Here is a 25,168-nt window from a genome sequence, read left to right as displayed (position 1 = left end):
GACAACTGCGGTGTGGCGTGACCGCGGGCGCGGTCCGGGCTATGGTGTGTGCCATGCACCACCTCGTAGTAGTTCCCGGGCGCGCAGCCCGTCGCTGACGACGACGCTGCGCGCGCCCCTCGGCACCCCCGCGGACGGGGGCGAGGGGTTTTTTCATGTCCGCGGCAGGACCCGAGCACCACCCTCGATGCAGTACCGCCCCCAGGAGGCTCATGATGGCCAAGGCACCGCACCCGGCGCCCCCGCGTCCCGCAGCCACGACCGCAACGGTCCCCGTCCGTCCGGCCCCGGTCGTCGCCCCGCCCGAGCGCGAGCGGATCTCCGAGCCCTCTACCGGTGCTCGCAACATCGTCCGCGCCCTCGAGGAGCTCGGCGTCGACACCATCTTCGGGATGCCGGGCGGCGCGATCCTGCCCACGTACGACCCGCTGTACGACTCCACGCGTCTGCGCCACATCCTCGTGCGGCACGAGCAGGGAGCCGGCCACGCGGCCACGGGTTACGCGGCGGCCACGGGCAAGGTCGGCGTCTGCATGGCGACCTCCGGCCCCGGGGCCACCAACCTCATCACGGCGCTCGCCGACGCCAACATGGACTCCGTGCCCGTCGTCGCGATCACCGGCCAGGTCGGTGCCGCGATGATCGGCACGGACGCGTTCCAGGAGGCCGACATCGTCGGGGCGACGATGCCCGTGACGAAGCACTCCTTCCTCGTCACCGACGCCGACGAGATCCCCGCACGCATCGCCGAGGCGTTCCACATCGCGTCCACGGGCCGGCCCGGTCCGGTGCTCGTCGACATCGCCAAGTCGGCCCAGGTGGCAGCCTCGACGTTCGTCTGGCCGCCGCAGATGGACCTGCCCGGGTACCACCCCGTCACCAAGCCGCACGCCCGGCAGGTCCGCGAGGCCGCCCGGCTCCTGGCCACGGCCAGCCGGCCCGTGCTCTACGTCGGTGGCGGAGCCATCCGGGCGAACGCGTCGCCGGAGCTGCTCGAGCTCGTCAACCTCTCCGGCGCGCCGGTGGTCACGACGCTCATGGCACGCGGCGCGGTGCCGGACTCCCACCAGCAGAACCTGGGCATGCCCGGCATGCACGGCACGGTCCCGGCCGTCGCGGCCCTGCAGATGGCCGACCTCATCGTCGCCCTCGGCGCCCGCTTCGACGACCGCGTGACGGGCCGGCTGGACAGCTTCGCCCCCCGGGCGAAGATCGTCCACGCCGACATCGACCCCGCGGAGATCTCCAAGAACCGCACGGCCGACGTGCCGATCGTGGGTGACCTCAAGGAGGTCGCGACCGAGCTCGTCAGCGAGCTCGCGGCAGCCCACGTGCAGTACGGCCGACCCGAGCTGGGCCGGTGGTGGCAGCAGCTCGACGAGCTGCGCGAGCGCTACCCCCTGGGCTGGACCCCCACCGAGGACGGCCTCATCGCGCCCCAGCACGTCATCTCCCGGCTGGGCGAGATCGCGGGCCCGGACGCCATCTACGCCTCCGGCGTGGGGCAGCACCAGATGTGGGCGGCCCAGTTCATCAGCTACGAGAACCCGCGCACGTGGCTCAACTCCGGTGGGCTGGGCACCATGGGCTACGCGATCCCCGCGGCGATGGGGGCGAAGGCGGCCCGGCCCGACGCGACGGTGTGGGCCATCGACGGCGACGGCTGCTTCCAGATGACCAACCAGGAGCTGGCGACCTGCGCCCTCGAGGGCATCCCCATCAAGGTGGCCCTCATCAACAACTCCTCGCTGGGGATGGTGCGGCAGTGGCAGACCCTCTTCTACGAGGGCCGCTACTCGCACACCGACCTGCACACCGGGCACGAGACCAAGCACATCCCCGACTTCGTCAAGCTCGCGGAGGCCTACGGCTGCGTCGGCCTGCGGTGCGAGTCCGCCGCGGACATCGACGACACCATCCGCAAGGCGATGGAGATCAACGACGCCCCGGTCGTCATCGACTTCGTCGTCAGCCGCGACGCGATGGTCTGGCCGATGGTGGCCGCCGGCGTCGGCAACGACGACATCCAGTACGCGCGGGGCATCACCCCCGCGTGGGACCGCGACGAGTGAGCAGGAGCCACCCATGAGCAAGCACACCCTCTCGGTCCTCGTCGAGAACAAGCCCGGCGTGCTCACCCGCGTCGCGGCCCTGTTCGCCCGACGCGCCTTCAACATCCACTCCCTGGCGGTGGGGCCGACCGAGCACCCGGAGATCTCCCGGATCACCGTCGTCGTCGACGCCGCCGAGCTGCCGCTGGAGCAGGTGACCAAGCAGCTCAACAAGCTCGTCAACGTGCTCAAGATCGTCGAGCTCGAGCCGGACTCCTCCGTCCAGCGCGAGCTCCTCCTGGTCAAGGTGCGCGCCGACGACGCCTCCCGCACTGCCGTCCTGCAGGTCGTCGAGCTCTTCCGCGCGCACGTCGTCGACGTCGCTCCCGACGCCGTGACGATCGAGGCGACCGGTGGCGACGGCAAGATCCGCGCCCTGCTCACCGCCCTCGAGCCGCACGGCATCCGTGAGATCGTCCAGTCCGGCGCTGTCGCCATCGCCCGGGGGTCGCGCTCGATGACCGACCGGGCGGTGGAGCGGGCCGTCCGGACCGCGTGACCTGCCACCCTTGACTGCACGACCCAGCCGTCCCGCGCCGCAGGCGCGAGCACATTCCAACCGAGAAGGAGAACCATCGTGGCCGAGCTGTTCTACGACGACGACGCCGACCTGTCCGTCATCCAGTCGAAGAAGGTCGCCGTCGTCGGCTACGGCAGCCAGGGGCACGCGCACGCGCTGAACCTGCGCGACTCCGGCGTCGACGTCACCGTCGGCCTGCGCGAGGGTTCCGCCTCCCGGGCCAAGGCCGAGGAGCAGGGCCTCAAGGTCGCCACGGTCGCCGAGGCCGTCGCCGGTGCGGACCTCGTCGTCGTCCTGGCGCCCGACCAGCACCAGCGTGGCCTGTACGCGCAGGACATCGCCCCCAACCTCAAGCCCGACGCCGCGCTGCTCTTCGCGCACGGCTTCAACATCCGCTTCGGCTACATCAAGCCCGAGGCCGGCCACGACGTCGTCATGGTCGCCCCGAAGGGCCCCGGCCACCTCGTGCGCCGGGAGTACGAGGCCGGGCGCGGGGTGCCCGTCATCGTCGCCGTCGAGCAGGACGCCACCGGCACGGCGTGGGAGACCGCCCTGAGCTACGCCAAGGCCATCGGCGGTCTGCGCGCCGCCGGCATCCGCACCACCTTCACCGAGGAGACCGAGACCGACCTCTTCGGCGAGCAGGCCGTGCTCTGCGGCGGCGTCTCCCAGCTCATCCAGTACGGCTTCGAGACCCTCACCGAGGCGGGCTACCAGCCCGAGGTCGCCTACTTCGAGGTCCTGCACGAGCTCAAGCTCATCGTCGACCTCATCTACGAGGGCGGCATCGCCAAGCAGCGGTGGTCGGTCTCGGACACCGCCGAGTACGGCGACTACGTCTCCGGCCCGCGCGTCATCACCCCGCAGGTCAAGGAGAACATGAAGGAGGTCCTGGCCGACATCCAGTCCGGGGCCTTCGCCCAGCGCTTCATCGACGACCAGGACGCCGGCGCGCCGGAGTTCAAGGAGCTGCGCGCCAAGGGGGAGGCGCACCCCATCGAGTCCACCGGCCGCGAGCTGCGCAAGCTCTTCGCCTGGGTCGAGAGCAAGGACTCCGACTACGTCGAGGGCCACGCCGGCCGCTGACCCGGTCGGTCGCGGCGCCGCCCCGGCCGGGGCGGCGCCGCCCCGTTCCAATTCATGAGACTGAGGTATCACGTGGTGGACAACGCCGGTAGGTTCGCAGCATGACGCGCACGATCAGGCTCGCGGTGGTGGCAGGGGACGGCATCGGCCCGGAGGTGGTCGCGGAGGGTCTGAAGGTCCTCGGCGCCGTGCTCGACGGCTCCGACGTCCAGGTCGAGCAGACCCCGTTCGACCTCGGCGCGGCCCGCTGGCACCGGACCGGCGAGACGCTCACCGACGCGGACCTCGAGGCGATCGCCGACCACGACGCGATCCTCCTCGGCGCGATCGGCGACCCCTCGGTGCCCTCGGGCGTGCTCGAGCGCGGCCTGCTGCTGAAGCTGCGCTTCGCGCTGGACCACTACGTCAACCTGCGTCCCTCCACGCTCTACCCGGGTGTGCCCACGCCGCTCGCCCGCCCGGGCGAGATCGACTTCGTCGTCGTCCGTGAGGGCACCGAGGGCCCCTACGTGGGCAACGGCGGCGCGATCCGCGCCGGGACCCCCCACGAGGTGGCCAACGAGGTCTCGGTCAACACCGCCTACGGCGTCGAGCGGGTGGTGCGCGACGCCTTCGCCCGCGCCCAGGCCCGGCCGCGCAAGAAGCTGACCCTCGTGCACAAGCACAACGTGCTCGTCCACGCCGGCCACCTGTGGCGGCGCACCGTCGAGGCGGTCGCGGCCGAGTTCCCCGACGTCGCGGTGGACTACGCCCACGTCGACGCCGCGACGATCTACCTCGTCACCGACCCCGCCCGGTTCGACGTCATCGTCACCGACAACCTGTTCGGCGACATCCTCACCGACCTGGCCGCCGCCATCACCGGCGGCATCGGGCTGGCCGCCTCGGGGAACATCAACCCCGACCGGACGACGCCGTCGATGTTCGAGCCGGTCCACGGCTCCGCCCCGGACATCGCGGGCCAGGCCAAGGCCGACCCCACCGCCACGGTGCTCTCGGTCGCGCTCCTGCTCGAGCACCTCGGCCTCGGCGACGAGGCGCGCCGGATCTCCGATGCCGTCGCCGCGGACATCGCCGGCCGGGACGGCACGACCCGGTCGACCTCGCAGGTCGGCGACGCGCTGGCGGCCCGAGTACGGTCCTGACGCGCGCGCCGCTGCCCCCGGCGCGCGCACCCGTCACCGCCCGCCGAGCACCGGGCCCGTCCGCCGACCGCGGCGACGGGCCGGGCGGCGCTACCGTCGTCCCCGAGAACTGATCCCAGCCGAGAAGGTCACCATGAGCACCTCGTCCGAGCAGGTCGCCACCCTCACCGGGCTCTCCGCCGCCCAGCTCCCGCCCGCCGCGGAGGTGGCGAAGCGGTTCCCGCTGACCCCCAACGCGGCCCCGGCCGCCGCCGACGCGCACGGCGAGGTCATGGGCAAGCTCTCCTTCGGGGTCGCGTTCACCGACCACATGGGCCGCGCCCGCTGGACGCCGGAGCGTGGCTGGCACGACCGGCGCACCGAGGCCTTCGGGCCGCTGACGATCTCCCCGGCCGCCGCCGTGCTCCACTACGGCCAGGAGGTGTTCGAGGGGCTCAAGGCCTACCGGCACGACGACGGGTCGGTCTGGACCTTCCGGCCCGGCTTCAACGCCGCCCGGTTCAACGCCTCCGCCCGTCGCCTGGCCCTGCCCGAGCTGCCCGAGGAGGACTTCGTCGGCTCGCTCGCCGCGCTCGTGGCGGCCGACGAGCGCTGGGTGCCCGGCTCCGAGGGCTCGAGCCTCTACCTGCGCCCGTTCATGGTGGCGACCGAGGCCTTCCTCGGGGTCCGGGCCGCGCACGAGATCGACTACCTCGTCATCGCCTCGCCCGTGGGCCCGTACTTCCCGCACGGCTTCACCCCGGTCTCGATCTGGGTCTCGCAGGACTTCCACCGTGTCGGCCCCGGCGGGACGGGTGCGGCCAAGACCGGTGGCAACTACGCCGCGTCGCTCCTGCCCCAGCAGGAGGCCTACGCCAAGGGGTTCGAGCAGGTGTGCTTCCTCGACGCGGCCACCGGCACGCAGCTCGAGGAGCTGGGCGGGATGAACGTCGTCGTCGTCGACGCCGACGGCGCGGTGCGCACCCCGGCGCTGACGGGCACCATCCTCGAGGGCGGCACCCGCGGGTCGATCCTGCAGCTCCTGCGCGACGCCGGGCGGGAGGTCCGCGAGGAGACGATCACCCTCACGGCCCTGCTCGAGCAGATCCGCTCCGGGGCGGTGCGCGAGCTCTTCGCCTGCGGGACGGCCGCGGTCATCACGCCGATCGGCCGGCTCGCCGGCGCCGACTTCGACGTCACGGTCGCCGACGGCGCCCCGGGGGAGACCACGCGCGAGCTCTACGGCACGCTCACCGAGATCCAGTACGGCCGCCGTCCGGACCCGCACGAGTGGATGTACCGGCTCGTGTGACCCCGCAGCCCTCTCGTGGGGTCCGGCGAGGCGCTCGGCGACTCCGCCTGTCCCCGACCGGGCGCTCGGCCGGGCGTAGGCACGGGGGCCACCCTGCCGGTCCACGATGTGGGCGCACCCGTCCACACGCCGCCGGCGATGTGGCACACTGGCGGACGTGACGCAGTCCCAGCTCATTATCGGCTAGCGCATCAGGCACACCCGCCCGATGCGCAACCTCCCGTACCCCGGGAGGTTTTTTTGTTGCTGGGGACCACCCGGCAACGGTTGCCGGGGAGGACCGGCAGCACCGGTACCGGCACCACCGCCGCCGGAACGAGCTGGGACCACGTCGCCCGACCGGCCCTCGAGGAGTTCACATGTCCAGCACCGCAGCCGCCCCCGCCGCGCCGAGCGCCGGCCCGGCCACGACGGTCCAGGTCTACGACACGACGCTGCGCGACGGCGCCCAGCAGGAGGGGATGAACCTCTCCGTCGCGGACAAGCTCGCCATCGCCGCCCTGCTCGACGAGCTCGGCGTGGACTACATCGAGGGTGGCTGGCCGGGCGCGATCCCGAAGGACACCGAGTTCTTCGCCCGGGCCGCCAAGGAGCTCGACCTGCGCCACGCACGCCTGGCCGCCTTCGGGGCCACCTGCAAGCCCGGCGCGCTGCCGGCGGAGGACGCCCAGGTGCGCGCCCTCGTCGAGTCCGAGGCGCCGGTCGTCACCCTCGTCGCCAAGAGCGACGTGCGCCACGTCGAGCGCGCGCTGCGCACCACCGGCGAGGAGAACCTGCGGATGATCGGCGAGACCGTGCGCCACCTCGTGGGCCTGGGCCGGGAGGTCGTCGTCGACGCCGAGCACTTCTTCGACGGCTACCGCTTCGACCCCGACTACGCCCTGCGGTGCGTGCGGACGGCGTTCGAGGCCGGGGCCGAGACGGTCGTGCTGTGCGACACCAACGGCGGGATGCTGCCCGACTGGGTCGCCCAGGTCGTCGGCGAGGTCCGGGCCGCGACGACCGGGCGGCTGGGGATGCACGCGCACAACGACTCCGGCTGCGCGGTCGCGAACACCCTCGCCGCGGTGGCCGCCGGCGCCGGGCACGTCCAGGGCACCGTCAACGGGTACGGCGAGCGGACCGGCAACGCCGACCTGCTCACCTGCGTCGCGAACCTCCAGCTCAAGCTCGACACGCCGGTCCTGGACGGGGCCGGGCTCGCCGAGGCCAGCCGCGTCGCCCACGCCGTCTCGGAGATCACCAACATCAGCCCGTACGGCCGCCAGCCCTACGTGGGTGCGTCGGCCTTCGCACACAAGGCGGGACTGCACGCCTCCGCGATCCGGGTCGACCCGGACCTCTACCAGCACATCGACCCCACCGCCGTCGGCAACGACATGCGCATGCTCGTCTCGGAGATGGCCGGGCGGGCGTCGATCGAGCTCAAGGGCCGCGAGCTCGGCTTCGACCTGTCCGGGCGCTCGGAGCTGCTGGGACGCGTGACCCAACGGGTCAAGGACGCCGAGGCGCAGGGGTACACCTTCGACGCCGCGGACGCCTCCTTCGAGCTCCTGCTGCGCGAGGAGCTCGACGGCAGGGCACCGCGCTACTTCGAGGTCGAGAGCTGGCGCACCTTCGTCGAGCACCGGCCCGGGCGGGACGGCACCGTCGACTCCGAGGCGACGGTGAAGCTGCGCACGGGCCACGGGCGGATGGTCAGCACCGGGGAGGGCAACGGTCCGGTCAACGCCCTCGACCACGCGCTGCGCGCCGCGCTCGTGGGCACCTACCCCGAGATCGAGGACTTCGAGCTCATCGACTACAAGGTGCGCATCCTCGACACCCAGCAGGGCACCGACGCGACCATCCGGGTGCTCATCGAGACGTCGGACTCCGTGCGCAGCTGGTCCACCGTGGGGGTGGGGACGAACATCATCGAGGCGAGCTGGGAGGCTCTGACCGAGGCCGTCACCTGGGGTCTGCTCCACCACGGCGTCGAGCCGCGCTGAGAGGCTGCCCCGGCCGCGCCGATAGGGTGGTCGCCGTGCATGGTGAGTACAAGGTGCCCGGCGGCAAGCTCGTCGCGGTCGACGTCGACGTCGTCGAGGAGCGCCTGAGCGGCGCACGGCTCTCGGGAGACTTCTTCCTCGAGCCCGACGCCGCCCTGGACGACATCAACGGAGCCCTGGACGGGGCGCCCGTCACGGCGTCGGCGGACGACCTCGCCGCGGCCATCACCCGGTCGCTGCGCCCCGGCGCGAGCCTCGTCGGCTTCACCCCCGAGGCGGTGGGCATCGCGGTGCGCCGCGCCCTCGGGCACGCCACCAGCTGGTCGGACCACACCTTCGACGTCATCCACGGCGGCCCGATGCACCCCGCCATGCACGTCGCCCTCGACCAGGTGATCCCCGAGGAGGTCGCCGCCGGGCGCCGCGGCCCGACGATGCGGATCTGGGAGTGGGACGCCCCCCTGGTGGTCATCGGCTCGTTCCAGTCCGTGCGCAACGAGGTGGACACCGAGGCCCTCGAGCGGCACGGCATGTCCGTGGTGCGCCGGATCTCCGGCGGTGGCGCGATGTTCATGGAGGCCGGGAACTGCATCACCTACTCCCTCGTGGTCCCCGAGTCCCTGGTGGAGGGGCTCAGCTTCGAGCGCTCCTACGCCTTCCTCGACGACTGGGTGCTCGGTGCGCTCGCGGAGGTGGGGGTGCGGGCGCGGTACGTCCCGCTCAACGACATCGCCTCGGACCAGGGCAAGATCGGCGGCGCCGCCCAGAAGCGGTTCGCCTCCGGGGTCGTGCTGCACCACGTGACGATGAGCTACGACATCGACGCCGACAAGATGCTCGACGTCCTGCGCATCGGCCGCGAGAAGCTCTCCGACAAGGGGATCCGCAGCGCGAACAAGCGGGTGGACCCCATGCGCTCGCAGACCGGGCTCTCGCGCGAGGCGATCATCGACTCCTTCCTCGACCACTTCCGGGGCCGGTACCGCACGCAGGAGTCGGACTACCGGGCTGCGGAGCTCGACCGGGCCGAGGAGCTCGTGCACAGCAAGTTCCTCGCGCCGGAGTGGACCTACCGGGTGCCCTGATCGCGGGCGCCGAAGACGGCGGTCCCCACCCGGACGATCGTCGCGCCGGCGGCGACGGCGGGCTCGAGGTCCCCGCTCATCCCCATGCTCAGCTCGGTGGCCCCGGAGGTGCCGGGCTCGCCCGAGGCGAGCACCGCCGCGCGCACCTCGGCCAGGAGGTCGTAGGAGCGCCGCACGACGTCGGGGTCGGCGGAGCGGGCCCCGACGGTCATGAGGCCGCCGAGGCGCAGGTGCGGCAGCCCGCCCACCAGGGCCGCCAGCGCGAGCGCGCCGCCGGGGTCCACGCCCGACTTGGTGTCCTCCCCGGAGGTGTTGACCTGGACGAGGACGTCGAGCGCTCCGGGCGGGGTCCCGTCGGCCCCCGTGCCGGCGGCCACCGCCCGGTCGAGACGCTCCGCCAGGCGGGCCGAGTCGACCGTCTCGACGCAGGTGGCCCACCGCAGCACCTGGTTGACCTTGTTGGTCTGCAGGCGACCGATGAAGTGCATCTCGTGCCGCGGCACCCCCGGTGCGTCGAGGGCGGGGCCGGTGGCCTCGAGCTCCTGGGCGCGGTTGTGCCCGAGCAGGTCCGCCCCCGCGCCGAGCGCCGCGAGGATCGCGCTCACCGGCTGTGTCTTGACCGCCAGCAGGAGCCGGACCTCGCCGGGGTCGCGGCCGGCGGCGGCGCAGGCGCCGGCGATCCGGTCGCGCACGGCCGCGAGGCGCGCGGGGAGGTCCTCGTCCATCCCTGGCACCCTAGCGAGCGGTGCCGACGACCACCGTCGCGTCCAGGTCCGCGTCGCGGACGACCCGGGCGGCCAGCCCCGCCGCCGCCACCAGGGCGGCCGTGCGCGCCGCCTGCCGGGCACTCGTCTCGAGCACGAGGTGGCCACCGGGGGCGAGCCAGGCACCGGCGTCCGCGGCGATGCGGCGGTGGACGTCGAGCCCGTCCGCACCGCCGTCGAGGGCGACGAGCGGCTCGTGGTCGCGTGCCTCCGGCGGCATCGTCGCGATCTCCCGGGTGGGGACGTACGGCGCGTTCGCCAGGACGAGCCCGACCCGCCCGGCCAGCTCGCGCGGCAGCGCCGCGAAGAGGTCCCCGCGGTGCACCGTGGCCGTCGGGCCGAGGTTGCGGCGCGCGCACCGCACGGCTGCGGGGTCGACGTCCGCGGCGTGGAGGTCGAGCCCGCCCACGCGAGCGAGCAGTGCGGCACCGAGGGCGCCCGAGCCGCAGCACAGGTCCACCACGACCGCGGGGGAGCGGGCGAGGCGCGCGGCCTCCCGCACGAGCAGGCCCGACCGGCGGCGCGGGACGAAGACCGAGGCCTCGAGCGCGACCCGCACCCCTTCGAGGTCGACCCAGCCGAGCACGAGCTCGAGCGGCTCGCCGGCCACCCGGCGTCCCAGGGTCTCCTCGAGCTCGGCCGCGGTGGGTGCGGCGGCCAGGAGCAGCGCCGCCTCCTCCTCGGCGAAGACGCTGCCCGCGGCGCGCAGGCGCGCGACGACGTCCGCCAGCCCCGGCTCAGCCACGCGGCGCCGGCCCGGCCACTCGGTGCCCGCCGGGCTCCCGCGGACCCGCCGCGGGTGGTCCGGGCAGGGCGACGTCGACGACGAGCGCGCGGTGGTCCGACATGCCCAGGTCGAGCGACCGGCCCTCGCCCGTCACGGTCATCTCCCCGTCGGCGAGGATGTGGTCGAGCTGCTGGTCCGGCCGGTCCAGCGGGAACGTCGGGGCGGTGACGAGCGGGCGCAGGCCGCTGTACCGGGCCGGCCGGCCCCCTGCCATGTTGAGGTCCCCGAGCAGGACGAGCGGCCGGGGCAGGCCCCGCACCTCGCGGACGAGGTGACGCAGCTGGGCCACGTTCCAGCCGGGCACGAACGTCAGGTGGGTCGCGACGACGGTGAACGTGCCCTCCCGGGCGGCGACCACGGCGGCGACGGCGGTGCGCAGCTCGTCCTTGACGAGCACGGGCCGGCGGCGGCCCGGGAAGAGGACGGGGACCCGGCGGGACGGGCCCGGCAGGTGCAGGACCCGCCAGTGCTCCACGGGATGGCGGGTGAGCAGGGCGATGCCGTACACCGAGGCCTCCGGCGCCTCGTCGCCGGTCGCCGCGGTCCACAGGCCCGGCGTGCCGTGCATCGTGGCGACGAAGCGGTGCTCCGGTGCGCCGAGGGCCGCGGCCGCCATCGCCGTGAGGTCCGCGCCGTGGGAGCGCGGCTGGTCACGGTCGACCTCCTGCAGGGCCAGGACGTCGGCGTCGAGGGTGCGCACGGCACGCTCGAAGCGCGCCAGGTCCACCCGGTCGTCCGCCAAGGACCGACCGTGGAGGATGTTGAACGTCGCGATCCGCATCGCCTCCTCATTGTGCCGGTCGTCGTGCGGGGGCGCTCGCGGTGGTGTAGACCCCTGCCATGGACGACCACGACCGCGCCGAGCTGCACGAGGGCATGCGCATCGTCGGCTCCGCGCTCTCGGCCGCCCAGATCCCCTTCGCCCTCGCCGGCGGGTTCGCCGCCTGGGTCCACGGCGCGCCGGAGTCCGACCACGACGCCGACTTCGTCGTGCGCGAGCACGACGTCGAGAAGGCCCGGGCGGTGCTGGAGGAGACCGAGGGGCTGCGCGTGGAGGACCCCGTGGAGAACTGGCTCTTCAAGGCCCACCACGGCGGGGCCCTCGTCGACCTCATCTTCCGGCTCGGCGGGACCGCCGTCACCGAGGAGATGCTCGAGCGCACTGACAGCTTCGACGTCTTCGGCGTGCCCATGCCGGTGCTGCGCGCGACCGACGTCGTGGCCGAGAAGATGCGGGTCCTGACCGAGCAGCGGTGCAACTTCTCCGACCTCCTGCCCGTGGTGCGCGCCCTGCGCGAGCAGGTCGAGTGGGCGGAGGTGGCCGGCCGGGTGGCCGGCAACCCCTACGCCGAGGCCTTCCTGTTCCTCCTCCAGCGGCTCGCCGTCGCACCCGCCGGGACCGGTGACGCGCTCCGGGGGCCCGCCGACGAGCCGGGCGGCAGCGCAGCGGTCAGCCCGGACCGGCCCGACGGCTCGGCGGAGGGCGCGCCCGTGCACCGCGGGGGCGTCAGCGCCGCGGCGGCCACCCCGGCGAGCCGGTGATGGCAGGATCGGACCATGGCCGACGACCTGCACATCACCGGTGACCCCGAGGCCGACGCGCTGCTGAGCACCGACCCGCTCGCGCTCCTCGTCGGGATGCTCCTGGACCAGCAGGTCGCCATGGAGACGGCGTTCGCCGGGCCGAGGAAGCTCCGGGACCGCCTCGGCTCCCTCGACCCCGAGCTCCTCGCGCGGATGGACCCCGAGGCGCTCACGGAGGTCTGCCGCACCCCGCCGGCCGTGCACCGCTACCCCGGCTCGATGGCCGGGCGGATCCAGGCCATGAGCGCCTACCTGCTCGAGCACTACGACGGCGACGCCGCGGCGCTGTGGACCCGTGGCGAGCCCGACGGCGCCGAGGTCCTGCGCCGGCTCCGGGCGCTGCCGGGGTTCGGCGAGCAGAAGGCAAAGATCTTCCTCGCCCTGCTCGGCAAGCAGCGCGCGCTGGCCGCGCCCGGCTGGCGCGAGGCGGCCGGGGCCTACGGCGAGGCGGGGGCGTACCGGTCGGTGGCCGACATCGTCGACGCCGAGTCGCTGGCCCGGGTGCGCGAGACCAAGCGCGCCGCCAAGGCGGCGGCCAGGGCGCCGAAGGCCTGACCGGCACGCGCCGCCCGGGCGGTCAGGCGCCGTCGGCCGCGGGCTCGCGGCGGCGCAGGGTCACCCACAGACGGTGGGCGGTGATGACCGCCAGGGCCCACGCCAGGCCGAGGCTCCAGCCGGCGAGGACGTCGGTGAGCCAGTGGTGCCCGAGGAAGACCCTGCTCAGCCCCATCGCGACCACGAACAGCACCCCGACCGTGACCGCCAGGACCCGCTGCCACGTCGCCGTCGTCCGCAGCAGGACGAGGTAGACGATCACCACCGTCAGGACGGTCGCGTTGAGGGTGTGACCGCTGGGGAAGGACGGGGAGGTCTCCAGCGGGGGGACGGCGAGCTCGGCCGGCGGCCGGATGCGACCCACCCAGCCCTTGCCCACCGTCGTCATCGCCAGGGAGCCCGCGCCGGCGACGAGGGTGAGGACCACGGGCGTCCACCGGCGGCGCACGGCGACGAGGACGGCCACCGCGGAGCCCGCCAGCACCGGCATCCCGACCGGGCCGCCGACGTCGGTGAACGCGGTCACCGCCGCGTCGAGGCCGGGGGTGCGGAGGTCGACGGCGGCGTCGAGGACGGGCTGGTCGAGCACGGTGATGCCGTCCTCGTCGGCCACGCTCTCCTGCACGGTGTGCGTGATGGCGGTGAGCCCGACCATCGTGGCGCCGGCGAGGACGGTGAGGACGACGACGGCGAGGTTCGCCATCGACCACCGTCCGGCCCGGTGGAGCGGCTCCGGCAGACGGCGGGCCACCCACGCGACCAGGGCGAGGAGGCCCCGGCCGAGCCTCGAGCGCCAGGACGTGAGGTCCCGCGTGCCGATGGTCTCCTCGGACGTGCGGGGCGCGGGGGTTGGCATCGTCTCAGTCTGACAACGGCCCGGCCGACCCGCACCTCAGCCGTGGACGGTCAGCCCCGCCTCCCGCAGCAGCGTCGGCAGCAGGGCGTACGCGTCCGCCTCGGTCACGCTCGCCCCCCGCAGCCCGCCGACGCCGCTGATCCCGCTGAGCCGGCAGCCCTCCAGGCGCACCCGCTCGCAGCGCAGCCCGGCGAGCTGGGCGCCGGAGAGGTCGCAGTCCACCAGGAGGACGTCGCTCAGGCTCGCGCCGGTGAGATCGGCCTCGGTGAGGTCGCAGCCGCGCAGCACGACGTGCTGCCACACCGCCTCGCGCCAGCTCGTGAGCGAGGCCCGCGCGCCGTCGAGACGGACGGCGCGCAGCCGGGCCCCGGCCAGCTGCGCACCGGTGAGCCGCACCTCGCGCAGCGAGCACCGCACGAGGGACAGGTCCTGCGCGCGCAGGTTCGCCAGGTCCGCGCCGTCGAGGCGGCAGTCGACGAGCGTGACCCCTCGCCAGCGGCCGCCGGCGCCGTGCAGCCGGTCCAGCGCGGACGCCTCCACCTGCACCTCGGCCAGCTCGGCCCCGGCGAGGTCCAGCCCGGTGAGGTCCGCCGCGTCGACCACCAGGGCGCCCAGCCCTCCCACGCCGACCTGGTCGAGGTGGGCCGCCACGGCCGGCTCGGGCACCTGGGGGCCCGGCGCCTCCCGTCGGGTGCGGCGCGCCGCCGCGCCCCGGTTCGTGCCGGGGTCGCTCACGGCCGGGCCACCGGCGCCGTCGTCGCGCCGGTGAGCGTGACGAGGTCGGCGGGGGAGAGCTCGACGTCGAGGCCGCGGCGGCCCGCGCTGACCAGGACGGTCGGCCAGGCCGTGGCGGTCACGTCCACGACCGTGGGCAGCACGGTGCGCTGCCCGAGGGGGGAGATGCCCCCGACGACGTACCCGGTGGCGCGCTCGGCGTCCGCGGCCTCGGCGAGGACGGCGCGCCGGCCGCCGCACGCGGCCGCGAGGCCCTTGAGGTCGAGCCGCCCGGCGACCGGCACGACCGCCACCACGAGCGACCCGTCGACCCGGGCCAGCAACGTCTTGAGGACCCGGGCAGGGTCGACGTCCAGGGCCTGGGCCGCCTCCGCGCCGTAGCTCGGCGCGGAGGGGTCGTGGTGGTACTCGTGGACCGTGTGCGGCACGCCCCGCTCCGTCAGGACCCGCAGCGCCGGCGTCCGACCGCCGCGCCGCGCCATCTCAGCGCGGCCCCACGGCCACGACCCGGACGACGGCGGTCCCCGCCGCGTCCGAGGCGTCGAGGTCCACCAGGGCGGTGACGCCCCAGTCGTGGTCCCCGGCCGGGTCGTCGAAGGTCTGACGCGCCAGCCAGGTCCGCACCCCCGGGCGCGGGGCGCCGTCGGGCACGTCGGCGTCGGTCGGGTGCTCGTCGATGTCGACCAGGGTGGCCGAGCGCGCCTCGGGCCCGGTGCCGAGCCAGTCGTACTCGCGCCAGTAGCCGTCCAGGGTGCCGGACCACCGCTCGGCGTCCCACCCGGCGTCGCCGTCGAGACGGCCGAGGACCTCGTAGGCCTCCCGGGCGGCGAGCTCGACCCGGCGGAAGAGCGCGTTGCGCACGGCGACGCGGAACGCGTGCCGGTTGCGCGTGAACGCCACGACGCCGTCGGCGGCGGCGCCGAAGCGCCGCTCCACGGCGGTGGGGGTGTCGTCGAACACGGCGACCGCGCCCGCCGCGGCGGCGGCGCCGGCGGCCAGGGCCTCCCACTCGTCCAGGAGGGAGGAGTCGACCGAGCGCACGAGCTCGCCGAGCCAGTCGATGATCGCGGCGACCTCCTCGGTGCGGGCGGCGTCGGGGACCACCTGCCGCAGCGCCCGGTAGGCGTCGGTGAGGTAGCGCAGGACCACCCCCTCGGAGCGGGCGAGCTGGTAGCGCGAGACGAGCTCGGAGAACGTCATGGCCTGCTCGACCATCTCGCGGACCACCGACTTGGGGTGCAGCTCGTAGTCCGAGACCCACGGGTTGGTCCGCCGGTAGGTGACCAGCGCCGCCCCGAGGAGCTCGGCGAGCGGCTGCGGCCAGGTGACGTCCTCGAGGAGCGCCATGCGCTCGTCGTACTCCAGGCCCTCGGCCTTCATCGCGCCGACGGCCTCGCCCTTCGCTGCGCGCTGCTGGGCGTAGAGCAGGGGCCGGGGGTCCTCGAGGGTGGCCTCGATGACGGAGACGACGTCGAGGGCGAAGTCGGGGTGGTCGGGGTCGAGCAGGTCGAGGGCGGCCAGGGCGAACGGTGACAGCGGGGCGTTGAGGGCGAAGTCCCGCGGGAGGTCGACGGTGAGGCGCACGTAGGGCTCGCCGGGGTGCTCCCGGCGCCAGGACGCCGGGGCGTGCTCGACGACGCCGGCGGTGCGCAGCGACCGGTAGATCTCCACCGCCCGCCGCAGGTGGGGGTTGCGCTCGCGCTCCGGCTCGTGGTTGTCGGTGAGGAGGCGGTACATCGCGGCGACGGGGTCGCCCGGCCGGGCGAGGACGGACAGCACCATCGTGTGGGTGACGTGGAACTGGCTCGTCAGTGGCTCCGGGTCGGCGTCGCGCAGCCGCTCGAAGGTCTTGTCGGTCCAGTTCACCGCCCCGGCGGGCGCCTTCTTGCGCACGATCTTGCGGCGCTTGCGCTCGTCGTCACCGGCCTTGGCCAGCGCCTTGGCGTTCTCGATGACGTGGTCCGGCGCCTGGACGATGACCTCGCCGGTGGTGTCGAACCCGGCGCGCCCGGCGCGCCCGGCGATCTGGTGGAACTCCCGGGCCGTGAGGTGGCGGGACCGCTCGCCGTCGTACTTCGTCAGGGACGTCACCACCACGGTGCGGATCGGGACGTTGATGCCCACGCCGAGGGTGTCGGTGCCGCACACGACGCCGAGCAGGCCCTGCTGGGTGAGGCGCTCGACGAGGCGGCGGTAGCGCGGCAGCATGCCGGCGTGGTGCACCCCGACGCCGTGGCGCAGCAGCCGGGAGAGGATCACCCCGAAGCCCGGCCCGAACCGGAAGTCCCCGAGGGCGTCGGCGACCCGGTCGCGCTGCTCGCGGGTGGCGACCTGGACCGAGGTGAGCGACTGGGCCCGCTCCACGGCGTCCTTCTGGGCGAAGTGGACGACGTACACGGGGGACCGGTGGGTCTGGACGAGCTCGAGCAGGAGGTCCTGGATCGGCTCGACGGAGTACGCGTACGTCAGCGGCACGGGCCGCTCGGCGTCGGCGACGACGACGACGTCGGTGCCCGTGCGGCGGCGCAGGTCCGTGGCGAAGAACGAGACGTCGCCCAGGGTGGCCGACATGAGGAGGAACTGGGCGCCGGTGAGCTCGAGGAGCGGCACCTGCCACGCCCAGCCGCGCTGGGGGTCGGCGTAGAAGTGGAACTCGTCCATGCACACGAGGGCGTCGCCGTCGGCGCCCGCACCGCCGTCGCGCAGCGCCTGGTTCGCGAGGATCTCCGCGGTGCAGCAGATGATCGGGGCGCCGGGGTTGATGGCGCTGTCGCCGGTGACCATGCCGACGTTCGCCGAGCCGAACAGGTCGACGAGGTCGAAGAACTTCTCGCTCACCAGCGCCTTGAGCGGCGCGGTGTAGTACCCCGTGCGTCCGGTGGCCAGGGCGGTGAACAGCGCGCCCATGGCCACGAGGGACTTCCCGGAGCCGGTGGGCGTGGCGAGGATGACGTGGTCGCCGGCCACCAGCGACATCAGCGCCTCCTCCTGGTGGGGGTAGGGCGGCAGGCCGGACGCCGCCGCCCAGGAGGTGAAGGCTTCGTAGATCGCGTCGGGGGTGGTGCCGGCGGCGTCCTCGAGGTCGTCGAGGAGCACGTTGAGGGCGGCGCCGGTGGTGGTGGACATGCCCCGATCCTCTCATCGCCCCCGCGCCCTCGGACCAGCGCGGTGGCGGCGAGGAGCACCCGATGCCCGCCATCGGCGCGGCCCTCGGGGGTCCGCTCCGCGGGCGCGGCTGCCGGGCGCTCTGACCCCGGACCACAATGGGGCCGGCACCAGTCGTCCGCCGATCGGAGCACCGTGACCGAGGCCCTCAGCGCCGCCAACGACGCGCTGTACACCTACGCCCTCGTCGGGCTCCTCGTCCTCGCCGGCGTCTGGCTGACGTGGCGCACCCGCGGGGTCCAGGTGCGGCTGTTCGGGCAGATGCTCCGCCACGTCACGCGCTCACGGCGCGGGGCCGAGGGCGGGATCTCCTCGTTCCAGGCGTTCGCGATCGGCATGGCCACCCGCATCGGCATCGGCAACATCACCGGTGTCGCCATCGCACTCATCCTCGGCGGGCCGGGCGCGATCCTCTGGATGTGGCTGGTCGCGCTCGTCGGGATGGCCACCGCGTTCGCCGAGGCGACGCTCGCCCAGGTCTTCAAGGTCCGGGCCCTGGACGGCACGTTCCGCGGCGGGCCGGCCTTCTACATCCAGCGCGGCCTCGGCTCGCGCCGGTGGGCGACGGTCTTCGCCTTCCTCCTCGTGGCCTCGATGGCCGTGGCGATGCCGATGGTGCAGGCCAACACGATCTCCGCGACGCTCGCCGGCTCGCACGGCGTCCCGGTCTGGGCCGCCGCCCTCCTGCTCGTCGTCCTCACCGGGGTCGTCGTGCTCGGCGGGGTGCGCGGGGTGGCCCGCGTGGCCGAGGTCATGACCCCGCTCATGGCGCTGGGCTACGTGGCCGTCGCGGTGGCCGTGGTCGCGGGCAACCTGGGCGCGCTGCCGGCGTTCTTCGGTGACATCCTCGCCGGCGCGCTCGGGCTCGACGCCTCGCTCGCCGGGATCGGCGGGGGCGTGGTCGCCGCCGTCCTCAACGGGGTGCGCCGGGGCCTGTTCTCCAACGAGGCGGGCATGGGCACCAACCCCAACGCCGCCGCGACGGCGACCGTGGCCCACCCGGTGCACCAGGGCCTCATCCAGTCCCTCGGCGTGTTCGTCGACACGATGCTGGTGAGCACCGCGACCGCCTTCATCATCCTCGCCTCGGGGATGCTCGAACCGGGCGTCACCGGGCTCGACGCCGGCGCCGGGCTGACCACCTCCGCCGTCACCACGACGCTCGGGTCGTGGATGGCGTGGCCGATGACGCTGATGATCTTCTTCTTCGGCTTCTCCTCGATCCTCGGGGCGTACGCCTACGCCGACGTCAACATGGACTTCCTCCACGCCGGCCGGCACGCCCGGCACGTGCTGCGCGGTGTCGTCGTCCTCACCACCGGGGTGGGCGCGGTGCTGGCGCTGCAGACGGTGTGGACGCTCATGGACACCGCCATGGCGTTCCTCACGGTGGTCAACCTCGTCGCGGTGGTCCGCCTGGCCCCGTGGGTCGCGGCCCTGCTGCGCGACTACGAGGGGCAGCGCGGCGGGACCGAGGTGCGCTTCGACGCGCGCGACCACCCGTCGCTGCCCGGCCACCTGCCCGGCGACGTCTGGCTCCGGCCCCTGGACCGCTCGGGCACCCCTGGCCACTGACGGCGGCGCGCTCGGTCCCAGGTCCGGGGCCCGTCGCCCCGCTCGCCGCGCCGCCCGCCCCGCCGGCGGGTACTCTTCCCCGGTCCCGATCCGCCCGGCCACGGCGCTCCCGCGCCTGGGTCCCACCCGAGGGGAAGCCCGATGGACGCGTTCATCGCCGGCGTCAACGACGTGCTCTACACCTACCTCCTCATCGCGCTGCTGGTCGGCGCGGGGCTGTACTTCACGCTGCGCTCGCGCGCCGTGCAGTTCCGCCTCTTCGGCCGCACCCTGCGCGAGATCGCCGGCTCCCGCGGTGGCAGCGAGGGCGGCATCAGCTCCTTCCAGGCCTTCGCCATCGGCATCGCCTCGCGCGTGGGCACCGGCAACATCGCCGGCGTCGCCATCGCGCTGACCCTCGGCGGCCCGGGCGCGATCTTCTGGATGTGGGTCATCGCCCTGCTGGGCATGGCGACGGCGTTCGTCGAGGCGACCCTCGCCCAGATGTACAAGGTGCGCTGGCACGACGGGACCTTCCGCGGCGGCCCGGCCTTCTACATCCAGCGCGGCCTCGGCTCGCGCGGCTGGGGCCTGGTGTTCGCCGTCGCGCTCATCTTCGCGTTCGGCCTGGCGTTCAACATGGTCCAGGCCAACACCATCGCGGGGACGCTCGGCGGCGCGCACGGCTGGCCCACCTGGGTGACGGCGGTCCTCCTCGTCGCGCTCGCCGCCCCGGTCATCCTCGGCGGGATCCGCCCCGTGGCGCGGGTGGCCGAGGTCGTGGCCCCGGTCATGGCGTTCGCCTACGTCCTGCTCGGCCTGGCGGTCCTGGCGCTGAACCTGCCCGAGCTGCCGGGCGTCCTCGGGCAGATCGTCTCCGGCGCGTTCGGCCTCGACGAGGCGCTCGCGGGCACGGCCGGCGGGATGCTCGCCGCGCTCCTCAACGGCGTCAAGCGGGGCCTGTTCTCCAACGAGGCAGGGATGGGTTCGGCCCCCAACGCGGCCGCCACCGCGACCGTGCGCCACCCGGTGCAGCAGGGCCTGGTGCAGTCCCTCGGCGTCTTCGTCGACACGATCGTCGTCTCCTCGACGACGGCGTTCCTCATCCTGCTCGCCGGGCCGGCGGTCTACGAGCCCGGCACCACCTCCGACGCCGTCGGGGCCACCCTCACCCAGAGCGCCGTCGCGGCCGAGCTCGGCACGTGGACGACGATCCCGATGACCCTGCTCATCTTCGTCTTCGCGTTCTCCTCGGTCCTGGGCAACTTCACCTACGCCGAGATCAACATGGACTTCATCCGGCCGGGCCGGGCCGGTAACCTCGCGCTGCGGCTGCTCGTCATCGCGTCGGTGGCGATCGGTGCCCTGCTCCAGCTCTCGACCGTGTGGGCGCTGGCCGACATCGCCATGGGCCTCATGGCCTCGATCAACCTCGTGGCGCTCTTCCTCCTGGGCCGGTGGGCCGTCGGTGCCATGCGGGACTTCGAGCGGCAGCTCGCGGCGGGACGCAGGCCCGCGTTCGTGGGCGTCGGCAACGACGACCTCCCCGGCGACCTGCCCACCGAGGTGTGGCTGCGCCGCGACGTGGAGGTCGTCGAGCGCGCCGACCGCGAGTAGGGCCCGACGGACGCGCCGCCCGCCGCGCCGCCCGCCTCAGGTGCGGGGGACGACCGCGTGGACGGCGCCGCGCACGAGACGCTCGAGCGGGCCCCGGCCGATGAGCCGGCGCCACAGCCACGCACCCGCGAGAGCCACGACGACGAAGGTCACGAGCACCCCGTTCGACACGGGGTTCCACACCACGTCGTTGCCGAGGATCGCGATCGCGACGATGTGGACGGAGTACACGCTCAGCGACATCGCCCCGGCCGCCGCGACCGGCGAGAGCACCGCGGCGGTCACGCGGCCCGCGGAGGTCGTGGGCCGGGTCAGGAGGAGCAGCAGCCCGACGACGGCGAGCGAGCTGCCCCAGTTGCCCACCACCTCGAGGGTGGAGTCGTCGTGCGCCGCGGCGCTGACCAGGCGCCGGGCCAGGGGCGAGGCGTCGGCGCCGAGGGCGTCCTGGGCGAGGCGTGAGGTGCCCCACCCCAGCGTCGCCAGGGCCGCGCCCGCGCCCACCAGCGCGGCCTGGGTGCGTGCCCGGGTGAGGTCGCTGCGGCCCAGCGCCAGCCCGAGGAGCACGTAGGCGAGGTACACCAGCGCCGGGTAGGGACCGGTGACGAGCTCGTCCATCGGCAGCTCGACCGGGTCGGCCGCGCCGAGGAACCGGGCGAGGACGGAGGGCCGTCCGTCCGGCGCCGGTGTCGTGGCGGCGAAGATGAGCGTCGGGGAGACCACCGCCGCGGTCCCCGCCCCGAGCAGCAGCCACCGACGGCGCAGCCCGAGGAACGGCGTCGCGAGGGCGAACATCACCGCGTACGCGGGCAGGATGACCAGCACCGGTGTGCCGAGCGCGACCAGGACCACCCCGATGACGAGCAGCACCGCCGCCCGGACGAAGGTGGCCACGCGGGCCCGGGTGAGCGCGAGGCCGGTGGGGGGGACGCGCCGGCCGTTGGCCAGCGCCAGCGAGACGCCCGCGAGGAGGGCGAACAGGGCGGCCGAGCGGCCGTCGGCGACGACGAACCACTCCGGGTCGTGCCGGCCGCCGGGACCGTCGTCGCCGAGGTGCGCGACGAACATCCCCAGGATCGCCACACCGCGGGCGACGTCCACGCCGGTGAGGCGTGACCGGGCGTCGGGCGCGGACGTGGGCGGCGACGGCGTCACCTGCTCGGCCGTCCGCACCTGGCGCTCCGGCGGCTGGGTCATGGACCGAGCCTAGGTCCAGCCCGGCGCCCCCGGAGCAGACGGACCGCGACGCCGACCGCCACGACGCCCACACCCACGAGGACGGACGCCGGGGGGAGGGTCGCGACGAGCACGAGGCAGCCGGTCAGCCCGAGGACCTGCATCGCACGCGGGTACCGGCGCCGGTCGCTCCCCTGGGTGAGGGCGGCGAGGTTCGCGACGGCGTAGTACAGCAGCACCCCGGCGGAGCTGAAGCCGATGAGCCCGCGCAGGTCGGCGACGAGGACCGCGCCGACGACGACGGCCGCGACCGTCAGCTCGGCGCGCCGGGGGACCTGCCGGGGGTCGACGACCGCGAGCCCGCGGGGCAGGTCGCCCTCCCGGGCCATCGCCAGGGTCGTACGGGCGATCCCGGGGAGGAGCGCGAGGAGCGCCCCGAGGCTCGCCGCGGCGGCGCCGACCCCGACGACCGGGAGCGCGGCGTCCCACGACCCGGCCGCGACCGCGTCGGCCAGCGGCGCCCGCGAGGCGGCGAGCGGGCCGGGGCCGAGCACGGCGAGCAGGGTGAGCGCGACGGCGGTGTAGAGGGCCGCCGCCGCTGCCAGCGTGGTGACGATCGCCCGGGGGATGGTCCGCCCGGGGTCCCGGACCTCCTCGCCGAGGGTGGCGATGCGGGCGTAGCCGGCGAAGGCGAAGAAGATCAGGCCGGCGGACTGCAGGACCCCGATCGGGCCGACCGGGCGGTCCGCGGCGACCGTCGGTGCGCCGGTCCCCGCGGTGGCTCCGGCGCCCAGGTGTGCCGCGACGAGCGTCACCGCCAGGGCGAGCAGCACGACGACGAGGAGCACGCGGGCGAGGGCCGCCGTCCGGGTGATGCCGCGCAGCCCGAGCGCCGTGAGGGCGACGACGGCGGCCGCGGCGACGGGGCGCTGCCAGGCCGCCGGGACGGTGTAGGCGGCGAACGTCGTCGCCATCGCGGCCGCGGACGCGGTCTTCCCGATCACGAAGGACCAGCCCGCGACGAACCCCCACCACGGTCCGAGCTGTTCGCGGCCGTAGACGTACGTCCCGCCGGAGGTGGGGTAGGTCGCGGCCAGCTGCGCGGTGGAGGTCGCGTTCGCCGTGGCGACGAGGGCCGCGAGCGCCAGGCCGAGGAGCAGCCAGCTGCCGGCTGCTGCCGCCGCCGGGGCGAACACCGCGAAGACGCCGGCGCCGATCATCGAGCTCAGGCCGATGACGACCGCATCCGCCGGGCCGAGACGGCGGGCGAGCCCGCTCACGTCCCGGTGGCCTGGGCGGGCGCGCCGGTCCGGGCCCCGACGTCGGCCGGTGCCGCGACGAGGCGGCCGGTGACCTCGAGGAGCCGGTCCCGCAGGGGTGCGGCCCGCTCGGCGAAGCCGCGCTGGAGCCGGACGTACTCCGCCCGGCCCGCTGCCATCTCGATGGCGACCGGGTCGTGCCCCAGCGCCGCGACGTCGTAGGGCGAGGCGCGCATGTCGAGCACCCGGACGTCGCGCGCGAGCTCGAAGGTGTCCAGGAGGAGGTCGCCGGGGCAGGCCGGTCCCAGCTTCATGGCGTGCTTGAGCAGGTCCATGCTCGCGTGGAGACAGCCCGGCTGCTCGAGCGCGGGCTGGGTGGCGCGCTCGGGCTGGTCTCGGTTCAACGGGCGGGCCGGTCCCGTGAAGAAGCGGAAGGCGTCGAAGTGGGTGCACCGCAGCGGGTGCCCCTCGACCACCGCGTCGGTGGCCGACTGGCCGAGCCGCAGCGACAACGGGTGCCGGTGCCGCTCCTGGCGGTAGACCATCGCCCACTCGTGCAGCCCCAGGCACCCGAGCTGCGGCGTGCGAGCGGCGGTGCGGGTGAGGAGGTCGTGGATCCAGCGGACGCCGTCGTCCCGGTCGGCCATGAGGGCGCCGACGTCGAGGGTGACCGAGCCGTCCGCTCGCCGATGGTGCCAGCGCCACCGCGACCGGGCGTCGAGGTCGTCGGGGGCGGCGGGGTCGCCACCGGGGGCGTCCGGGGCCAGCGCCGTCCCCGCGCCCGGGTGCCACCGCCGCAGCCGGGCCGGCCGGAGCGGGTAGTACTCGAAGAGGAAGTCCTCCACCGGGTCGCTCAGCCCACGGCCGGCGCGTTCCCGACGGGCCGCGGTGAGGGCGTCCGCGCGTGCGGCGTGCGCCGCGGCGGCCGCCCGCCACAGCGGCGCCGGGAGGGTGCGGTCGGCGGACACCCCGCAAGCGTAGGCGAGACGGCGCACACCACCCGGAGTCGGCCGACCCACCGACCCCCCGACCCCACCGGCCCGGGCGGCACTACGGTGGTGACCATGCGCATCGCACGGTTCACCACGGGTGAGGACCCCCGCTACGGCATCCTCGACGAGGACAGCGACGAGCTCGTCGTCCTGCGGTCCGACCCCATCTTCGCGGGACTGGAGACGACGGGGGAGCGGGTGGCGCTGGACACCGTCAGGCTCCTCTCGCCGGTCATCCCGCGCTCGAAGGTCATCGGTATCGGCCGCAACTACGCCGACCACGCCGCCGAGATGGGTCACGAGGTGCCCGCCGAGCCGCTCGTCTTCCTCAAGCCGAACACCTCGGTCATCGGGCCGGACGACCCCATCGTGCTGCCCCCGTGGTCGAGGGAGGTCCACCACGAGGCCGAGCTGGCCGTCGTGATCTCACGGCTGTGCAAGTACGTGCCGGCGGCCAAGGTCCAGGACGTCATCTTCGGCTACACCGTGGCGAACGACGTCACGGCTCGCGACGTCCAGGCCACCGACGCGCAGTGGACCCGGGCGAAGGGCTTCGACACGTCCTGCCCGCTCGGCCCCTACCTCGCCGTCGACCTCGACGTCTCCGACCTGGCGGTACGGGCGCGCGTCGACGGGGTGGTGCGCCAGGACGGGCGCACCTCCGACCTCGTGCACAAGGTCCCCGAGCTCATCGAGTACGTCTCCTCGATCTTCACGCTCCTCCCGGGCGACGTCATCCTCACCGGCACGCCGGCGGGCGTGGGACCGATCGAGGTGGGCCAGCGTGTCGAGGTCGAGGTCGAGGGCATCGGCTCGTTCAGCAACCCGGTGGTCCGGCGGGACTGAGGCCGGTGGCCCGGCGGGACTGACGCCGCCCCGGGACCCGCGGGACCGGGGC

At 74.4% G+C, this 25,168-nt stretch carries 22 protein-coding genes; 12 read left to right on the top strand and 10 right to left on the bottom strand.

The window, feature by feature from the left end; all coding sequences use genetic code 11:
• The first annotated feature begins 215 nt into the window (after positions 1-215).
• The 7 genes from EDD32_RS00490 (at position 216) to lplAB (ending at position 9,229) form a co-directional block, all read left to right on the top strand.
• Entirely contained in the window at positions 216-2,072 is a 1,857-nt protein-coding gene (locus EDD32_RS00490; RefSeq protein WP_123913666.1) for an acetolactate synthase large subunit, read from the top strand.
• Between the two features lie 13 nt (positions 2,073-2,085).
• Positions 2,086-2,610, top strand: coding sequence for an acetolactate synthase small subunit (ilvN, locus tag EDD32_RS00485; protein WP_123913664.1), 525 nt, complete (start codon positions 2,086-2,088; stop codon positions 2,608-2,610).
• A gap of 78 nt (positions 2,611-2,688) precedes the next feature.
• A complete protein-coding gene (gene ilvC / locus EDD32_RS00480) occupies positions 2,689-3,717 on the top strand; it encodes a ketol-acid reductoisomerase (protein WP_123913662.1) in 1,029 nt (342 codons plus the stop codon).
• Positions 3,718-3,818: 101 nt separating this feature from the next.
• A complete protein-coding gene (locus EDD32_RS00475; RefSeq protein ID WP_123913660.1) occupies positions 3,819-4,862 on the top strand; it encodes a 3-isopropylmalate dehydrogenase in 1,044 nt (347 codons plus the stop codon).
• Positions 4,863-4,995: 133 nt separating this feature from the next.
• Positions 4,996-6,153, top strand: coding sequence for a branched-chain amino acid aminotransferase (locus EDD32_RS00470; RefSeq protein ID WP_123913658.1), 1,158 nt, complete (start codon positions 4,996-4,998; stop codon positions 6,151-6,153).
• A gap of 359 nt (positions 6,154-6,512) precedes the next feature.
• Complete coding sequence (gene cimA / locus EDD32_RS00465; protein WP_123913656.1) at positions 6,513-8,144, top strand: citramalate synthase; 1,632 nt, start codon at positions 6,513-6,515, stop codon at positions 8,142-8,144.
• Positions 8,145-8,179: 35 nt separating this feature from the next.
• Complete coding sequence (gene lplAB, locus EDD32_RS00460) at positions 8,180-9,229, top strand: lipoate-protein ligase LplAB (protein ID WP_123913654.1); 1,050 nt, start codon at positions 8,180-8,182, stop codon at positions 9,227-9,229.
• Here lplAB and EDD32_RS00455 read toward each other — a convergent pair.
• From EDD32_RS00455 to EDD32_RS00445, 3 genes are read right to left on the bottom strand one after another with little or no spacing between them, the layout of a single operon-like run.
• A complete protein-coding gene (locus EDD32_RS00455; protein ID WP_123913652.1) occupies positions 9,214-9,954 on the bottom strand; it encodes a YggS family pyridoxal phosphate-dependent enzyme in 741 nt (246 codons plus the stop codon). The genes lplAB and EDD32_RS00455 overlap by 16 nt on opposite strands.
• 10 nt (positions 9,955-9,964) lie before the next feature.
• A complete protein-coding gene (locus EDD32_RS00450; protein WP_246005903.1) occupies positions 9,965-10,738 on the bottom strand; it encodes a putative protein N(5)-glutamine methyltransferase in 774 nt (257 codons plus the stop codon).
• Positions 10,731-11,561, bottom strand: a complete 831-nt coding sequence (locus EDD32_RS00445; protein WP_123913650.1) for an endonuclease/exonuclease/phosphatase family protein — start codon at positions 11,559-11,561, stop codon at positions 10,731-10,733. The genes EDD32_RS00450 and EDD32_RS00445 overlap by 8 nt, the downstream gene beginning before the upstream one ends.
• A 59-nt stretch (positions 11,562-11,620) precedes the next feature.
• On the opposite strand from EDD32_RS00445, the gene EDD32_RS00440 reads away from it, so the two are divergent.
• Positions 11,621-12,322 (top strand): nucleotidyltransferase family protein, encoded by a 702-nt coding sequence (locus tag EDD32_RS00440; RefSeq protein WP_211338677.1) that lies wholly within the window; start codon positions 11,621-11,623, stop codon positions 12,320-12,322.
• Between the two features lie 15 nt (positions 12,323-12,337).
• Entirely contained in the window at positions 12,338-12,919 is a 582-nt protein-coding gene (locus tag EDD32_RS00435; protein WP_123913648.1) for an HhH-GPD-type base excision DNA repair protein, read from the top strand.
• Between the two features lie 22 nt (positions 12,920-12,941).
• On the opposite strand, the gene EDD32_RS00430 is transcribed toward EDD32_RS00435, so the two are convergent.
• Genes EDD32_RS00430 through EDD32_RS00415 form a run of 4 tightly spaced genes read right to left on the bottom strand, consistent with a single transcriptional unit; the run spans position 12,942 to position 17,636 of the window.
• A complete protein-coding gene (locus EDD32_RS00430) occupies positions 12,942-13,775 on the bottom strand; it encodes a phosphatase PAP2 family protein (RefSeq protein WP_123913646.1) in 834 nt (277 codons plus the stop codon).
• Between the two features lie 36 nt (positions 13,776-13,811).
• Positions 13,812-14,510 carry a pentapeptide repeat-containing protein gene (locus EDD32_RS00425; protein WP_123913644.1) on the bottom strand — a complete coding sequence of 233 codons (699 nt, stop codon included), beginning with the start codon at positions 14,508-14,510 and terminating at the stop codon, positions 13,812-13,814.
• Complete coding sequence (gene ybaK, locus EDD32_RS00420) at positions 14,507-14,992, bottom strand: Cys-tRNA(Pro) deacylase (protein WP_123913642.1); 486 nt, start codon at positions 14,990-14,992, stop codon at positions 14,507-14,509. The genes EDD32_RS00425 and ybaK overlap by 4 nt, the downstream gene beginning before the upstream one ends.
• 1 nt (position 14,993) lies before the next feature.
• Positions 14,994-17,636 carry a DEAD/DEAH box helicase gene (locus tag EDD32_RS00415; protein ID WP_123913640.1) on the bottom strand — a complete coding sequence of 881 codons (2,643 nt, stop codon included), beginning with the start codon at positions 17,634-17,636 and terminating at the stop codon, positions 14,994-14,996.
• A 174-nt stretch (positions 17,637-17,810) separates the two neighbouring features.
• Between EDD32_RS00415 and EDD32_RS00410 the strand changes: the two genes are divergently transcribed.
• Both EDD32_RS00410 and EDD32_RS00405 read left to right on the top strand, forming a co-directional pair.
• Complete coding sequence (locus EDD32_RS00410; protein WP_123913638.1) at positions 17,811-19,250, top strand: alanine/glycine:cation symporter family protein; 1,440 nt, start codon at positions 17,811-17,813, stop codon at positions 19,248-19,250.
• A 141-nt stretch (positions 19,251-19,391) separates the two neighbouring features.
• Positions 19,392-20,846 (top strand): alanine/glycine:cation symporter family protein, encoded by a 1,455-nt coding sequence (locus tag EDD32_RS00405; protein ID WP_123913636.1) that lies wholly within the window; start codon positions 19,392-19,394, stop codon positions 20,844-20,846.
• Between the two features lie 36 nt (positions 20,847-20,882).
• Here EDD32_RS00405 and EDD32_RS00400 read toward each other — a convergent pair whose 3' ends face one another.
• From EDD32_RS00400 to EDD32_RS00390, 3 genes are read right to left on the bottom strand one after another with little or no spacing between them, the layout of a single operon-like run.
• On the bottom strand, positions 20,883-22,040 hold the full coding sequence (locus EDD32_RS00400; protein ID WP_123913634.1) for a heparan-alpha-glucosaminide N-acetyltransferase domain-containing protein: 1,158 nt from the start codon (positions 22,038-22,040) through the stop codon (positions 20,883-20,885).
• Positions 22,037-23,239 carry an APC family permease gene (locus tag EDD32_RS00395; protein ID WP_123919990.1) on the bottom strand — a complete coding sequence of 401 codons (1,203 nt, stop codon included), beginning with the start codon at positions 23,237-23,239 and terminating at the stop codon, positions 22,037-22,039. The genes EDD32_RS00400 and EDD32_RS00395 overlap by 4 nt, the downstream gene beginning before the upstream one ends.
• A gap of 56 nt (positions 23,240-23,295) precedes the next feature.
• Positions 23,296-24,246, bottom strand: coding sequence for a 3-methyladenine DNA glycosylase (locus EDD32_RS00390; RefSeq protein ID WP_123913632.1), 951 nt, complete (start codon positions 24,244-24,246; stop codon positions 23,296-23,298).
• A 96-nt stretch (positions 24,247-24,342) separates the two neighbouring features.
• Between EDD32_RS00390 and EDD32_RS00385 the strand changes: the two genes are divergently transcribed.
• A complete protein-coding gene (locus EDD32_RS00385; protein ID WP_123913630.1) occupies positions 24,343-25,116 on the top strand; it encodes a fumarylacetoacetate hydrolase family protein in 774 nt (257 codons plus the stop codon).
• The last annotated feature ends 52 nt before the right edge of the window (positions 25,117-25,168 follow it).

This window comes from Georgenia muralis (genome assembly GCF_003814705.1).
In the GTDB taxonomy this organism is placed as follows: domain Bacteria; phylum Actinomycetota; class Actinomycetes; order Actinomycetales; family Actinomycetaceae; genus Georgenia; species Georgenia muralis.
Note: the sequence above shows the minus strand (reverse complement) of the source record. Positions and strands in the feature narration are given on the sequence as shown.